Source organism: Streptomyces sp. NPDC043952, assembly GCF_056435325.1.
In genome coordinates, this window is sequence record NZ_JBWKES010000006.1 from 210,648 (window position 1) to 224,909 (window position 14,262).

The window sequence follows — 14,262 nt, forward strand, 5'->3', positions numbered from 1 at the left end:
CCTGCCGTAGTTTGAGGCCGTGATCACGGGGGAGCGGAGCCGGGCTCGGCATGCGAGGAAAAGGGCGGCGGCGGGCCAGGGAGGCCTCGCGCGATCGTCGCTCATGATGGCCGTGGGGACCGTGGTCTCCCGCGCCACGGGGCTGGTACGGAACGTGTTGCAGGCCGCCGCGCTCGGCACCGCGCTGCTGGCGAGCACGTACAACACGGCCAACACCGTGCCGACCAGCCTGTACACGCTGATCGTCGGAGGGGCGCTCAACGCGGTGCTGGTCCCGCAGTTGGTGCGGGCGCGGGCCACGCACGCCGACGGCGGACGGGCCTACGAGCAGCGGCTCGTGACGCTGGTCGTCAGCGTGCTGGCCGTCGGGACGGCGCTCGCGGTGTGGGCGGCGCCGGAGATCGTCGGCCTGTACATGCGGGACAGTCCGGGGCGGCACCAGGCATATCGACTGACTGTCACCTTCGCCCGGTTCCTCCTCCCCCAGATCTTCTTCTACGGTCTCGCCGCCATCTACGGCCAAGTTCTCAACGCGCGTGAGAAGTTCGGCGCGATGATGTGGACGCCGGTGCTCAACAACATCGTGCTGATCGGCATGTTCGCAGGCTATCTCGGCCTCATGACCGTGCCCCGGACCGTCGCCGAGGTCACCGACGTCCAGGTGCGCTGGCTCGGCATCGGCACCACCGCCGGGCTCGCCGTACAGGCCCTCGCGCTGATCCCCTTCGCGCGCGCCGCGGGTTTCCGGTTCCGGCCGCGTTTCGACTGGCGCGGTACCGGCCTCGGCTCCGGGGTGCACGCGGCCAAGTGGACGCTGCTGTTCGTGCTCGCCAACCTGGTGGCGCTCGCCGTGGTCACCAACTATGCCAACGCCGCCGACCAGGCGCTGCCGAAGTCGGGCGTGGGGTACACGGCGTACAGCTACGCCCAGACCATCTGGATGCTGCCCCAGTCCATCGCCACCGTCTCCCTGGTCACGGCGCTGTTGCCGCGCATGAGCAAGGCGGCGGCGGAGGGCCGGATCGCCGACCTGCGCGCGGACCTGTCACGCGCCCTGCGGATCAGCGGGGTCGTCATCGTGCCGGCCGCCTTCCTGTTCACCGCGCTCGGCCCGGACATCGCCCGGCTGCTTTTCGCCCACGGCGCCGCCGACGCGGCCTCCGCCCTGCCGCTCGGGCACATGCTCCAGGCGTTCGGACCGGGACTGATCCCGTTCTCCGCGCAGTACTTGCTGCTCCGCGGCTTCTACGCCTTCGGGGACACCCGTACGCCCTTCTTCATGGCCGTGTGGATCGGCCTGGTGAACATCGCGCTGGCCACCGCCTGCCATCTGCTGCTGCCCGCGCGCTGGGCGGTGACGGGCATGGCCGGCGCCTACGCGCTCTCCTACCTCGTGGGATGCGCCCTCACCGCCCGTCTGCTGGCCCACCGCACCGGCGGCAGGCTCGACGACGGGGCCCTGCGCTCGACGTACACGCGCTTGCTGGGTGCGGGGGCGGGCGCGGCGGTGGCGGGCTGGGCGGCCGCGCGCGGGTGCGCCCGCGTGGCGGGCGACGGCGGTACGGCCGCCACGACCCTCACCGCGGTCGCGGGCACCCTCACCATGGCCTTGGTCTTCCTGGTCCTGGCCCGCGCCCTGCGCATCCCCGAACTCCGCCGGCTGCCGGGGCTGCGCTGATCCCTGAGCCCTTCTGCGCATGGACCCTGACGGCGTGTCAGGGATGGTTCAGGGTCTCGCCAGGGATGTCACGGATGGTGAGCGCGTGGTGGCGGGCGGCACGCTGATGGCATGACGAAATCCACTGCCACCGGGCCCGGTCCGGGTCCTGTCCGCCGCTTCCCCTTCCTGCGGCGCGTGTCCGACGCGCGTCGCGCCGCGGCCCTCGCGGGTGCGGCTGTCCTCGCCGGTACGGCGGCGGTGTGCGCGCCGGGCGTCGCCTACTCCGCGCCGAGGGCCGCCGCGTCTCCCGTTCCCGCGGCCGACTTCCGCGACTGCCCGCCGCTGCCCGGCGGAGTGGACCCCGCCCGCTGGAGATGCGAAGTGCACACGGCCGCAACGGCGTTGACCATGGGCAAGGTGACGGTGCGATTCGCCCCCATCACCATGACCCACGCAGAGGGGCCCCTGCCGGACGGCGGCAACGGGCAGGTGTGGGGCGCGATGCACAGCACGCCGGCGACCGTCCCCGGCGTCCGGGGCCTCGCGATACTGCCCGAGTACGGCGGCCGGTCCGACTTCTACACCGGCGCGTTCAGCCTCCGCTTCCGGCTCCTCGACCCCCTGCTCGGGCCCGGCTGCACCATCGGCGCCACCGCGCCCGTCGACTTCCAAATGAAGCGCTCGGGCCCCTCCACGTGGGTCTCCCAGGACCCGCCGCTGATCGAGTTCTCGGCCTACGACGACACCTTCGCCGCCCCCGCCGCCGAGCACTGCGGACCGCTCACCCCGCTCGTCGACCACCGCCTGGGCCTGCCGGCGGCCGCGGGGAATCTGATGACGTACGACGCGTCGTACACCTTCAAGACCTACGACCAACTGTCCCGAATACCGGCGCGATAGCAGGACCAGCGCACCGGAACGCGACTCACCGGCCCGACTCGGTCCGGCGCGCGCGGAGGGCGTTCAGCAGGGCCGCACCCCGTTCCGCGTCGTCCACGCTCACCGCGAAGTCGGAACGCCGGCCCCGAGGGCGTACGACCAGACAGTCGCCGGCGCGGAGCATGACCGTGGTGCCGAGGCCGCTGAGGCGGTAGCCCCAGCCGCCGACCTGGGAGGGCAGGCGCCGCTCGGCACGGGCGGATTCGAGGGCGTCCGGGGGCCAGCGGCGGACGGGCCAGCCGAGGGGCCCGAAGGAGACCTCCAGGCCCGCTTCGGAGACCTTCGCCCGGACCGAGGAGGAGACGCCGCCCGCGAGAGCGACGGCGGCACCGCCCGCACACACCGGCCAGAGTGTCGCGGCGGGCGCCAGGCCCAGCAGGAGCCCCAGCGCCGCGCCGGCGGCGACGAGTCCGGCCACCGCCGACAGTGCCTGAAGCCAGGGGTTGGCCGTGCGGGAGAACCAGACCAGGCGCTCGTCCCGCGCCAGGTCCAGCTGCGGGGTCCCGGCCTCGGGCGTGGCGGCGGTGGCGGTGACCCGGACGGCCAGCCGCCAGGCGAGCACCCCGGCCGCCGCGGCGAGGGCCAGGGTGACGGCGATCCACCAGGCCGGCTGGCGGGCCTGGTGCCAGTCGGCGCGGTCGAGGTTCGCCCGGACGACCGACAACTGGGTGCCGAGGAGGACGACACCCGTGGGCACGAGGGCGATCGGCAGCCAGGAGCGGGGCCCGGTCCAGGAGCGGCGCCGGCACACGCTCAGGGCGAGGGCGAGTACCAGCCAGATCCCGGCCGGCAGCAGACAGGCCGCCCACAGCGGCAGCGAGCCGTCGGGTGCCGTGCCACCGCTCCAATGGGTGGCGAGCCGGTCGGGGAGCCGGTCCCGCTGGAGCCAGGGCAGCCCGGCGATCAGCGCCGCGACGGCCGCCGTGGCGATCACGCCTGCGCAGCGCGCGGCACGGCGCCGGCCGCGTCCGCCGTCGTGCCCGTCCGTCATGACGACTCCCGGATCATGTCGATGAGATCGGTCCGGCTGTATCCCAGCCGGGATGCCTCGGCCACCAGCTCCCGCACCTTGATCCGGAGGCCCGAGCGGGGGGCCGCGGCGCCCTCGGCGACGGTGATGCCCCGGCCCCGGCGGAACTCCAGCAGGCCCTCGTCGCGCAGTTCGCGCAGGCCGCGCAGGACGGTGTTGACGTTGAGGTCCAGGGCGGCGGAGATATCGCGGGCCGAGGGCAGGCGCTCGCCCGCACGGCATTCGCCCTCGGCGATGGCCCGCCGGACCGCCGCCGCGACCTGCTCGTGCAGGGGGCGGGTGTCGGTGGTGTCCAGACGCAGCAACATGATGCTAATGAAGCTAGCACCATTAACTTCATCGCGGCACCCCGCCCGGCCCACCGGCTGCGGAGGCTTCCCCGGCTCCGCAGGCCTTCCGGTCCCGGACAGCGGAGCGGGCCCGCCGCTGGGTGCGACGGGCCCGGTTCGCGCAGTGGGGGTGCCGGTGAGCCGGCGACAGTCGTCAGCCGAGCTTGGCGAAGCCGTAGTTGAGGAGCTTCGTGGCGTCCGACTCGCGATTGGGGATGGAGGTGGAGGACAGGACGGTGCCGATGACGGTCTTGCCGTGCCGGGTGGCGGCGAAGACCAGGCAGTAGCCGGCCTCGGGACCGGAGCCGGTCTTCACGCCGATGGTGCCGCTGTAGCTCTTGAGGAGCCCGTTGGTGTTGGTCCAGGGGGCCATCGTGCGGGTGCCGCCGGACTTGGTCTTCGTCTTGGCCGTGTACGACTTGGTCTTGACGATGGTGCGGAACGTGGCGTTCTTCATCGCACTGCTGGCGATCTTCGTCAGGTCGCGCGGCGTCGAGTAGTTCTTGCCGTTGCCGATGCCGTCGAAGGAATCGAAGTGCGTGTTCTTCAGGCCGAGGCTCTTGGCGGCGCTGTTCATCTTGCCGATGAAGTTCGACACGCGGGCGGCGCGGGTGGAGCCGGAGCCGTACTTGTCCGCGAGGGCGTAGGCGGCGTCGCAGCCGGACGGCAGCATCAGGCCGTACAGCAGCTGACGGACGGTCACCTTGTCGCCCACGATCAGGTGAGCCTGGGAGGCGTTGTTCTTGACGACGTAGTCGCTGTACGCCTTCTGGATCGTCACCGTGGAGTTGAGGTTCAGGTTCTTCTGCGCCAGCACGACCTTGGCCGTCATGATCTTGGTCGTGGAACCGGTGGACCGCTTGGTGTCCGCGGCCTTGGTGTAGAGCGTCGAGCCGGTCGCGTTGTTCATCACGTAGCCGCCCTTGGCCACGATCGAGGGCGCGGTGACGGCCTGTGCGGGCGCCGCGGTGAGGGCGCCGGTGGCGATCAGCGCACCGGAGGTGATCGCGACGGCGGTGGCTCGGCGGAGGCGGATGCCCATGATGCCGGTAATCAAAGTGAATACCCCGATTGTCTGGAATGCCCCTGGATGCGGCCGAGTTGAGGTGGTCAAGAGAGAAGGGCCGCATCTGTCAGACACGTAGGTAGCACAGAAGGTTGTGCGGCCATTCGGGGGAGGGGGTGTCATGTCCGCATGATGGACGCCGGAGCGCGTTGCGTACCTGTTGTATCTATCCTGTAGGCATGAAGACGGCCGTCCCGCATTCCGCCCCGCCCGCCAAGCAGCCGCCCGCCGCCGACCGCGTGTACGCCCACGTCAAACAGAGCGTTCTCGACCGGAGCTACGAGGGCGGCACCCTCCTCACCGAAGGCGAGCTGGCCGAGGCCGTGGGGGTGTCGCGCACGCCCGTGCGGGAGGCACTGCTGCGGCTGGAGGTCGAGGGCCTGATCCGGCTCTATCCCAAGAAGGGCGCCCTGGTCCTGCCCGTCTCCGCGCAGGAGATCTCCGACGTGGTGGAGACCCGGCTGCTGGTGGAGGAGCACGCCGCGCGCAAGGCCGTACCCGCCCCGCCGGGCCTGGTGGAGCGGCTGGCCGAGCTGCTGGAGCGGCAGAAGGCGCAGGTCGCCGCCGGGGAGCTGGCCGAGGCCGCGGTGACCGACCGCTGCTTCCACGCCGAGATCGTCCGCAGCGGGGGCAACGAGATCCTGGCGCGCCTTTACGACCAGCTGCGCGACCGCCAGCTGCGGATGGGCGTCGCCGTCATGTACTCCCACCCCGACCGGGTGGCCACGACGCTCGCCGAGCACGAGGAGATCCTCCATGCGCTGCGGGCCGGGGACGCGGAGGCGGCCGTCGGGGTCGTGCACCGCCATGTGAGCCGGGTCTCGCTTCTCGCGCGAGGTGAGGTCCGATGAGCAAGCTCACCCTTCCGGGTGACCCGCCGGGCGGCGTCCGGGCCGTCGGCGTGTGGTCCATAGGCGTCGCGGTCTACTTCGTCGCCGTCATCTTCCGTACCTCGCTGGGCGTGGCGGGCCTCGACGCGGCCGACCGCTTCCATGTGAACGCCTCGGCGCTGTCCGCCTTCTCCATACTCCAGCTGCTGGTCTACGCCGGCATGCAGATACCCGTCGGCCTGATGGTCGACCGCCTCGGCACCAAGAAGGTGCTGACCCTGGGCGCCGTCCTGTTCACGATCGGGCAGCTGGGCTTCGCCTTCTCGCCGTCGTACGGCACCGCGCTCGTCTCGCGGGCGCTGCTGGGCTGCGGTGACGCGATGACGTTCATCAGCGTGCTGCGGCTGGGCACCCGCTGGTTCCCGGCCCGGCGCGGACCGCTGGTCGCGCAGCTCGCGGCCCTGGTCGGCATGGCGGGCAACCTCGTCTCCACCCTCGTCCTGGCCCGGCTGCTGCACAGCATCGGCTGGACGCAGGCGTTCGCCGGCAGCGCGCTGGCCGGCGTGGTCGTCCTCGTACTGACCCTGCTGTTCCTGAAGGACCACCCCGAGGGCCACGAGCCCGCGCCGTCCCGGCACCAGGGTTCCGCCTCCGTCCGCCGGCAGATCGCCGAGGCATGGCGGGAGCCCGGCACCCGGCTCGGCATGTGGGTGCACTTCACCACCCAGTTCCCGGCGATGGTCTTCCTGCTGCTGTGGGGCCTGCCGTTCCTGGTCGAGGCGGAGGGGCTCAGCCGGGCCGCGGCCGGTGAGCTGCTGACCCTCGTGGTGCTGTCCAACATGGTGGTGGGACTGGTCTACGGCCAGGTCATCGCCCGGCACCACGCCGCGCGGCTGCCGCTCGCGCTGTGCACGGTGGCGGCGACCGCGCTGCTGTGGGCGGTGACGCTGGCCTACCCCGCCCCGCACGCGCCGATGTGGTTGCTGATCGTCCTGTGCACGGTACTCGGCGCCTGCGGGCCCGCCTCGATGATCGGGTTCGACTTCGCCCGCCCGGCCAACCCGCCCGAGCGTCAGGGCACCGCCTCCGGGATCACCAACATGGGTGGTTTCATCGCCTCGATGACGACACTGCTCGCGATCGGCGTGCTGCTGGACGCGACGGGCGACGACTACCAGGTGGCGTTCAGCGCGGTGTTCGTCCTCCAGGCGCTCGGCCTCAGCCAGATCCTGCGCCTGCGCGCCCGCGCCGCCCGCCGCGAACGCGAACGGCTGGTGGCCAGCCGGGTGGAGACGGTGCACGTACCGGCGTGAGCCCGACCGCCTGTTCTAGCGCAGGTCCGGTACGAGGGTGAGGTACGCGATGCCGAGGACACCCCGGTAGCTCATCCACTGGGCGCGGTGCCGGTCCAGACGCGCGCGGGTCTCGCGTGCCAGCGGATGGTCCGGGTTGCCGGCGAGCCAGACCTCCAGGTCCGCCTGGTAGCCCGACTCGAACTCCTCCCACTCCTGGGGGCTCGCCGTCTCGGTCCACTCCGGGCGGAAGCCGGCCGCGACCGCGAGGTCGAGCAGCGTACCGAGGTCGTCGTGGTCGTCGGGGGCGGCGCCCGGCCACATGCCGGACAGCTCGGCCTCCGTGGGCGGCCGCTGCCAGAAACCCTCGCCGACCAGCACCCGGCCCCGGTCGGTCACCAGGCGCCGCAGCGCGCGCAGGGCCTCGGCGGTCGGCGGCTCGGCCTCGCTGAGGGCCTGGGTCGCGCCGAGACAGAGCACCAGGTCGGCCGGGCCCCGCTCGGTGCCCACGGCGGACTCCTCGGCGAACTCCACCCGGTGGCCGAGCCCGCGTTCCCCGGCGTTCCTCCGGGCGCGGGCGAGATCCCGGCCGTTCAGGTCGACGCCGGTTCCCATGGCGTCCGGTACGGCGTCCAGCACCCGGAGCAGCAACTCGGCCCAGCCGCAGCCGATGTCCAGCACGGTGCGGGGGCGGTTCGCCGCGAGCCGCCGGACCATGGCGGTCGCGCGGGCCTCGGAGAGGGGGCCGTGGAAGGTGAGCCGGGTGAGCCGGGGCAGGTCGGCGGTCATGTCGGGCAACGCTAGAAGGTCGCCCCGGCCGCGACCACCGAATTGCCGGTGCCCTGAATTCCCCTCCGGGGAAAGGGCGGTACGGCATCACAGGTTCGACGGCATCATCAGGGCATCACGGCGCCACAGGGCCGTGACGTCATGGCGTCACGACGTCACGGCGTCACCGCGAAGTTGCGCAGGATGGCCTCCGCCAGATCCTGGTCGCCGTCCGTCTTGACGCGGTCGGCCACCGCCTCGGGGGTCACCCGGCCGCAGGCCAGCCGGACGTAGGTCTCCCAGTCGAGGGCGAGGGAGGCCACCGGGCCGAGCGCCGGGGCGGTCTCCAGGGTGCCGCGGCCCTGGATGTCGACGCGGATGGTGCGCAGGAACTCCACGGGGCCGTGCACATCGAAGACGACGGCCGAACTGCGCGGTGCGTCCGCGTTCTTCGCGACGATCCTCGGCAGCGCCTCCAGCAGGAGGTCCCGCGTGACGTACGCGCCGGGCGAATCGAGGTTGCCGGGGCGGCCGAGGGCCGTGCGCAGATCCTGCTCGTGCACCCAGACGTCGAAGGCCCGCATCCGGTAGGCGTGTTCGAGGGTGATCTCGGTGCCCAGCGGCCCGCGCACCATGTGCTCCGGCCCGCGGTTCTCGTTGCGCATCTGGCGGTTGCGGCGGATGACGGTGTACTCCAGTTCGGCCGTCATCTCCGGCGCGGTGTGGTGGCGGCGGACGTCGACCTGCATCTCCATGTAGCGCTGGTGCTCGTTGGTGACGTGGAAGAGGTCGCGCGGCAGGGAGTGGATGGGGCGCGGGTCGCCCAGCAGCTCGCAGTCCAGGCCGATGACGTGCGAGACGACGTCGCGTACCGACCATCCAGGGCACGGTGTCCGCCGGTTCCACTCGGACTCGGCCAGTGGCTGCACCATCTCGGATATCGCGTCGACGGAGTGCGTCCAGGCGTCGGCGTAGGGCTGGAGGGTGGGATGCAGACTCACGGAACGGGACCCCTCGGCGGTCGGTACACGGGCAGGTTGCGGCGGCGGTGCCAGCGGGCGGCGGCTGCACGTCGGCGGGTGTCTGGGAAGCTAAGTTACGCTGCTGGCAGGCACCCCGGCAGTGCTTTCGCGTGACGATCGTAGGCCCGTATGGACGACTCGAATGCCAGGACGGTGGTAGTGTGCGCGCCTCTCTGATCCAGATCGCCGTCGACGAGGGCGAATCGCCCGCCTCGCGCAGACAGCGCGCGGCCGCGCTGGTCCGGGCCCGGGCCGGGGCCGATCTGGTGGTGCTGCCCGAGCTGTGGACCACCGGCGCATTCGCCTACGAGGACTTCGGCCGCGAGGCCGAGCCGCTCGACGGGCCGACCTGCGAGACGATGGCCAAGGCGGCGGCCGACGCGGGCGTGTGGCTGCACGCCGGGTCGATCCCCGAGCGCGCGGCGTCCGCCGACGGCAGCGGGCCGGACGACGGGACCCTCTACAACACCTCCCTCGTCTTCTCCCCCTCCGGTGAACTCGCCGCCGCCTACCGCAAGATCCACCGCTTCGGCTTCGATCAGGGCGAGGCCGTGCTGATGGGCGCGGGACGGGAGCCGGTGACGGTCCCGCTGCCCGGCACCACGCTCGGCCTCGGCACCTGCTACGACCTGCGCTTCCCCGAACTCTTCCGCGCCCTGGTCGACGCCGGCGCCGAGGTGCTGGTGCTCCCGGCCGGCTGGCCCGAACGGCGGCGCACGCACTGGACACTGCTGGCACAGGCGCGGGCGGTGGAGAACCAGGCGTTCGTGCTCGCCTGCGGAACGGCCGGGACGCACGCGGGAGTTCCCCAGGCGGGTCACTCGATCGTGGTGGACCCCTGGGGCGAGGTGCTGGCCGAGGCCGGCGCCGGCGAGGAGGTCCTCACGGTCGACTTCGACCCGGCGAAGGTGGCGGCGACGCGCGAGCAGTTCCCCGCGCTGAAGGACCGCGTCCTGGGACTGGCCCCACCCCGTCGCTAGCGGAATCCGCGCACGCCCCTCCCCCGTCAGCCGTCCGCTCCCCACGTCAGCCGTCCCTCCGGTACCTCGGCTCGGTACGCAGGCTGCCCTGCCCCTCAGTCGGTCCCCGCCCCTCAGTCCCCTTCCCGCTCCTTCTCCGCGAGATGGATCACGCACACCGCGACCGCGATGAGCAGCGCCGGGTCCGCGTCCTCGCGGACGACGTCCACGCCGTAGGTCTCCCGCAGGTGCATCCAGCGCCGGGAGATCACGGCCAGCACCTCGCCGTCGTACTCGACCACGAACTCGCGGTCGAGGATCTTGCCGCTGACGTCCAGTTCGGAGCCGTCGGCGAGCGCCACGCGGTAGTGGTTGCGCAGCAGGGACAGCCGCTTGCGCCGGATGGTGGCCAGGCCCTCGCCGTCCCGTTCGATCACCATCGTGTCGCGCAGGGCGAACATCTTCTGGTGGATGTCGATCAGGACCCGGCCCTGGGCGTCCTTGAGCTCGAAGGTGTCCCGCAGCCGCATGGCCTTGCCGTCGACGAGGAACACCTTGCGGCCGTGTTCGTCCTCGATCCAGTAATCTTCGCCGATGCCGAGGAGCCGGTCGCGTACCAGGAATCTCATGCCCTGAGCCCTTCCCAGTTCCGGGGATTTCATCACGGCGGGCGCGGGGGGATCCGCCGTGCGCGGACCGCTTTTCCACAGGCGGTACGGGCGGGTCGTCCAGGGTTATCCACAGGCCGAGCGGGATGCCGGGGGCCGGTGGCACTCTTGGGCCATGACCGATTTCGCACCACCCCGACGCCCCCGCGTCCGTGCCCCCGAGCTGATCGGCAAGGGCGGCTGGCTGAACACGGGCGACCGCCAGTACACCCTGGCCGACCTGCGCGGCCGCATCGTCGTCCTGGACTTCTGGACCTTCTGCTGCATCAACTGCCTGCACGTCCTGGACGAGCTGCGGGAGCTGGAGCACCGGCACCCGGACACGGTGGTGGTGATCGGCGTGCACTCCCCCAAGTTCGCGCACGAGGCGGACCACACCGCGGTCGTGGACGCGGTGGAGCGGTACGGCGTCGAACACCCGGTGCTGGACGACCCCGAGCTGGCCACCTGGAAGCAGTACGCGGTGCGCGCCTGGCCCACGCTCGTGGTGATCGACCCGGAGGGATATGTCGTCGCCCAGCACGCGGGCGAGGGCCATGTGCACGCGATCGAGCGGCTGGTGACGGATCTGGAGGCCGAGCACGCGGCGAAGGGCACCCTGCGCCGCGGTGACGGCCCGTACGTCCCGCCGGAGCCGGAGCCGACGACGCTGCGCTTCCCGGGCAAGGCAGTGGCGCTGCCCTCCGGGAATCTGCTGGTCAGCGACACCACCCGGCACCAGCTGGTGGAGCTCGCGCCGGACGGGGAAACGGTCGTACGGCGCATTGGCCAGGGCAGCCGCGGAGCGACCGACGGACCGGAGGGCCGCGCCCGGTTCCAGGAGCCGCAGGGGCTCGCCCTGCTGCCCGACGGCACCGTGGTGGTGGCGGACACCGTCAATCACGCCCTGCGCCGCTTCGACCCGGTCACGGGCCGCACCACGACCCTCGCGGGCACCGGGCACCAGTGGATGCAGGGCGCCGCCACCTCCGGCCCGGCCCGCGAGGTGGACCTCTCCTCCCCGTGGGACGTCGCCTGGTGGCGGGGCAGGGTGTGGATCGCCATGGCGGGCGTCCACCAGCTGTGGACGTACGACCCCGAGGACGGCACCGTCGCCGTCGCGGCCGGCACCACCAACGAGGGTTTGGTCGACGGCCCCGCCGCCGAGGCGTGGTTCGCCCAGCCCTCCGGGCTCGCGGCCACCGACGACCGGCTGTGGCTCGCCGACTCCGAGACCAGCGCCCTGCGCTGGGTGGACCCCGACGGGGCGGTGCACACCGCGGTCGGCACCGGTCTGTTCGACTTCGGGCACCGGGACGGCGCGGCGGAACAGGCCCTGTTCCAGCACCCGTTGGGTGTCACCGCGCTGCCGGACGGCTCGGTCGCGGTCGCCGACACCTACAACCACGCGCTGCGCAGGTACGATCCCGCGACCGGCGAGGTCACCACGCTCGCCACCGATCTGCGCGAGCCCAGCGACGCGGTGCTGGTCGGCGAGGACATCGTGGTGGTGGAGTCGGCCCGGCACCGGCTGACCCGGCTGCGGCTGCCGGAGGAGGCGGTGCGCGTGGCGGCGGTGGCCCACCGCACCCAGCGCGCGGCCACCGAGGTCGCCCCCGGCCGGCTGCGGCTGGACGTCATCTTCCAGGCCCCGCCCGGCCAGAAGCTGGACACCCGGTACGGCCCCTCCACCCGTCTGCTGGTCTCCTCGACCCCGCCCGAGCTGCTGCTCAAGGGCGAGGGTGCGGGTACCGACCTGAGCCGCGAGCTGGAGCTCGACGCGGCCGTCCGGGAAGGGGTGTTGCACATATCCGCGATGGCCGCGTCCTGCGACGACGACCCGGCCAACCAGTACCCCGCGTGCCACGTCCACCAGCAGGACTGGGGTGTCCCGGTCCGCCTTGCCGAGGGGGCGGCGGACCGTCTGCCGCTCGTCCTGGCGGGCATGGACGAGCAGGAGAGCGGGTCTCAGACGCCGTAGCCGTCGGTGTAGCCGTCAGTGGTGTGGTGGTGATGGTGGTGGGGTTCCTCCTCCACGATCGGCGTCGCCGGCGGTACGACGACCCGCCTGCGCCGGGCGATACCGCTGAACGTGGCGACGCCGATCAGTCCGACGGCCATCAGGATCAGGCCGACGACCGTGAGATTGACGCCGTGCATGTGCCAGTCGGTCGCGAACGTGAGTATGGCCCCCACGGCGATGAGGATGATGCATCCGCCGAGCCCCATGAGGCTTCGCCTCCCCTTTCGGTTCCGGAATCTCCGGTCACGTCCGGGTACCCGGCGCCGCCCCGCATAGCCCTGCGCGGGGCGGCCGTCCGAAAGACGCCCCCGCGAGAGGCCGTTCGCGACCGGCCCCTCGCGGGATCGGGACCGGGATCGGGGGGACTAACCCTCCAGGAAGGCCGTCAGGGCGTTGGCGAGGAGGAACGGGTCGTCGGCGCCGCACAGTTCGCGGGCGCTGTGCATGGAGAGGATCGCCACGCCGATGTCGACCGTGCGGATGCCGTGCCGGGCCGCGGTGATCGGGCCGATGGTGGTGCCGCAGGGCATGGAGTTGTGGGAGACGAACGACTGGAAGGGGACACCGGCCTTCTCGCAGGCGGCGGTGAACACCGCGCGGCCCGAACCGTCCGTGGCGTAGCGGTTGTTGACGTTCACCTTGAGGATCGGGCCGCCGTTGACCCGCGGGTGGTGCGTCGGGTCGTGCCGTTCCGCGTAGTTGGGGTGCACGGCGTGACCGGTGTCGGAGGAGAGGCACACACTGCCGGCGAGGGCGCGGGCGCGGTCCTCGTAGGTGCCGCCGCGGGCGAACACCGAGCGCTCCAGGACGGAGCCGAGCAGCGGGCCGTCCGCGCCGGTGTCGGACTGCGAGCCGTTCTCCTCGTGGTCGAAGGCGGCCAGCACCGGGATGCGGGTGAGCGGGGCGCCGGACGTCACGGCGGCGGCCAGCGCGGCGGCGCCCGCGTGCACGGACAGCAGGTTGTCCATGCGCGGCCCGGCGACCAGTTCGCGGTCCCGGCCGAGGTAGGCCGGCGGCTCCACCGGGTGGGTCATCAGGTCCCAGCCGGCCACCGAGTGCGGCTCCAGGCCGGCCTCCTGCTCCAGGAAGGAGATCAGATCGCCGTCGAGCACCTCGTCGCCGAGGCCCCACACGGGCTGGAGGTGGCGCTGCTTGTCCAGCTTGAGGCCCTCGCTGCTGACCGAGCGGTCCAGGTGGATGGCGAGCTGCGGCACCCGCAGCAGCGGCCGGTCCACGTCGACCAGGACGCTGGAGCCGTCGCGCAGGGTCAGCCGGCCGGCCAGGCCCAGGTCGCGGTCGAGCCAGGAGTTCATCAGCGGGCCGCCGTAGACCTCCACGGCGACCTGCCGCCAGCCGTGCGCGCCGCTGTCCGGGCGCGGCTTGATCCGCAGGTTCGGGGAGTCGGTGTGCGCGCCGATGATGTGGAACGGCGTGTGCGGCGCGGCGCCCTCGGGGACGTACCAGGCGATGATCGCGCCGCCGCGCAGTACGTACCGGCCCCCGCTGGTGCCGTCCCAGGCGTCCGTCTCGGCGACCTGCCTGAATCCGGCCTTCTCCAGCCGCTCGGCGACGTTCGCCACGGCGTGGTACGGCGACGGGCCGGCCGCCAGGAAGGTCATCAGGTCGTCGGTGTGGCCGCGGTCGAAGCGGACAGGTGCGCTCATGGGATTCACCTTAACGACGGGCACGGGCCCACT

General features: G+C 72.3%; 14 protein-coding genes. 6 read left to right on the forward strand and 8 right to left on the reverse strand.

Annotation, left to right across the window (positions count from 1 at the left end; translation table 11 throughout):
• Positions 1–19: 19 nt before the first annotated feature.
• Positions 20–1,678, forward strand: coding sequence for a murein biosynthesis integral membrane protein MurJ (gene murJ, locus AC069R_RS09715; protein WP_478766009.1), 1,659 nt, complete (start codon positions 20–22; stop codon positions 1,676–1,678).
• Positions 1,679–1,789: 111 nt separating this feature from the next.
• On the forward strand, positions 1,790–2,560 hold the full coding sequence (locus AC069R_RS09720; protein WP_478766011.1) for a hypothetical protein: 771 nt from the start codon (positions 1,790–1,792) through the stop codon (positions 2,558–2,560).
• A gap of 25 nt (positions 2,561–2,585) precedes the next feature.
• Here the strand turns inward: AC069R_RS09720 and AC069R_RS09725 are convergent, their stop codons facing one another.
• The 3 genes from AC069R_RS09725 to AC069R_RS09735 form a co-directional block, all read right to left on the reverse strand.
• On the reverse strand, positions 2,586–3,590 hold the full coding sequence (locus tag AC069R_RS09725) for a DUF1648 domain-containing protein (RefSeq protein WP_478766013.1): 1,005 nt from the start codon (positions 3,588–3,590) through the stop codon (positions 2,586–2,588).
• The gene (locus AC069R_RS09730) at positions 3,587–3,937 is read right to left on the reverse strand and encodes a GntR family transcriptional regulator (RefSeq protein ID WP_397984957.1); all 351 of its coding nucleotides are present in this window, start codon (positions 3,935–3,937) and stop codon (positions 3,587–3,589) included. Before AC069R_RS09730 ends, AC069R_RS09725 begins: the two co-directional genes overlap by 4 nt.
• 175 nt (positions 3,938–4,112) lie before the next feature.
• On the reverse strand, positions 4,113–5,015 hold the full coding sequence (locus tag AC069R_RS09735; RefSeq protein WP_478766015.1) for a D-alanyl-D-alanine carboxypeptidase family protein: 903 nt from the start codon (positions 5,013–5,015) through the stop codon (positions 4,113–4,115).
• Between the two features lie 188 nt (positions 5,016–5,203).
• Between AC069R_RS09735 and AC069R_RS09740 the strand changes: the two genes are divergently transcribed.
• Together AC069R_RS09740 and AC069R_RS09745 are read left to right on the forward strand one after the other, a co-directional pair.
• Entirely contained in the window at positions 5,204–5,875 is a 672-nt protein-coding gene (locus AC069R_RS09740) for a GntR family transcriptional regulator (protein ID WP_478766017.1), read from the forward strand.
• Positions 5,872–7,167, forward strand: coding sequence for an MFS transporter (locus AC069R_RS09745; protein ID WP_478766019.1), 1,296 nt, complete (start codon positions 5,872–5,874; stop codon positions 7,165–7,167). Before AC069R_RS09740 ends, AC069R_RS09745 begins: the two co-directional genes overlap by 4 nt.
• Before the next feature lie 15 nt (positions 7,168–7,182).
• Here the strand turns inward: AC069R_RS09745 and AC069R_RS09750 are convergent, their stop codons facing one another.
• Together AC069R_RS09750 and AC069R_RS09755 are read right to left on the reverse strand one after the other, a co-directional pair.
• On the reverse strand, positions 7,183–7,935 hold the full coding sequence (locus AC069R_RS09750) for an SAM-dependent methyltransferase (RefSeq protein WP_478766021.1): 753 nt from the start codon (positions 7,933–7,935) through the stop codon (positions 7,183–7,185).
• A 155-nt stretch (positions 7,936–8,090) separates the two neighbouring features.
• Positions 8,091–8,915 (reverse strand): maleylpyruvate isomerase family mycothiol-dependent enzyme, encoded by an 825-nt coding sequence (locus AC069R_RS09755; RefSeq protein ID WP_478766023.1) that lies wholly within the window; start codon positions 8,913–8,915, stop codon positions 8,091–8,093.
• Between the two features lie 182 nt (positions 8,916–9,097).
• Here AC069R_RS09755 and AC069R_RS09760 point away from each other — a divergent pair, with 182 nt between their 5' ends.
• Positions 9,098–9,916 carry a carbon-nitrogen family hydrolase gene (locus tag AC069R_RS09760; RefSeq protein ID WP_478766025.1) on the forward strand — a complete coding sequence of 273 codons (819 nt, stop codon included), beginning with the start codon at positions 9,098–9,100 and terminating at the stop codon, positions 9,914–9,916.
• A gap of 113 nt (positions 9,917–10,029) precedes the next feature.
• Here AC069R_RS09760 and AC069R_RS09765 read toward each other — a convergent pair whose 3' ends face one another.
• Entirely contained in the window at positions 10,030–10,524 is a 495-nt protein-coding gene (locus AC069R_RS09765) for an LURP-one-related/scramblase family protein (protein ID WP_478766027.1), read from the reverse strand.
• Positions 10,525–10,678: 154 nt separating this feature from the next.
• Between AC069R_RS09765 and AC069R_RS09770 the strand changes: the two genes are divergently transcribed.
• The gene (locus tag AC069R_RS09770) at positions 10,679–12,523 is read left to right on the forward strand and encodes an NHL domain-containing thioredoxin family protein (RefSeq protein WP_478766029.1); all 1,845 of its coding nucleotides are present in this window, start codon (positions 10,679–10,681) and stop codon (positions 12,521–12,523) included.
• Here the strand turns inward: AC069R_RS09770 and AC069R_RS09775 are convergent.
• Both AC069R_RS09775 and AC069R_RS09780 read right to left on the reverse strand, forming a co-directional pair.
• A complete protein-coding gene (locus AC069R_RS09775; protein WP_397984949.1) occupies positions 12,511–12,771 on the reverse strand; it encodes a DUF6458 family protein in 261 nt (86 codons plus the stop codon). The two genes, AC069R_RS09770 and AC069R_RS09775, sit on opposite strands and share 13 nt — an antisense overlap.
• 159 nt (positions 12,772–12,930) lie before the next feature.
• Entirely contained in the window at positions 12,931–14,229 is a 1,299-nt protein-coding gene (locus AC069R_RS09780) for a M18 family aminopeptidase (protein WP_478766031.1), read from the reverse strand.
• Positions 14,230–14,262: the final 33 nt, after the last annotated feature.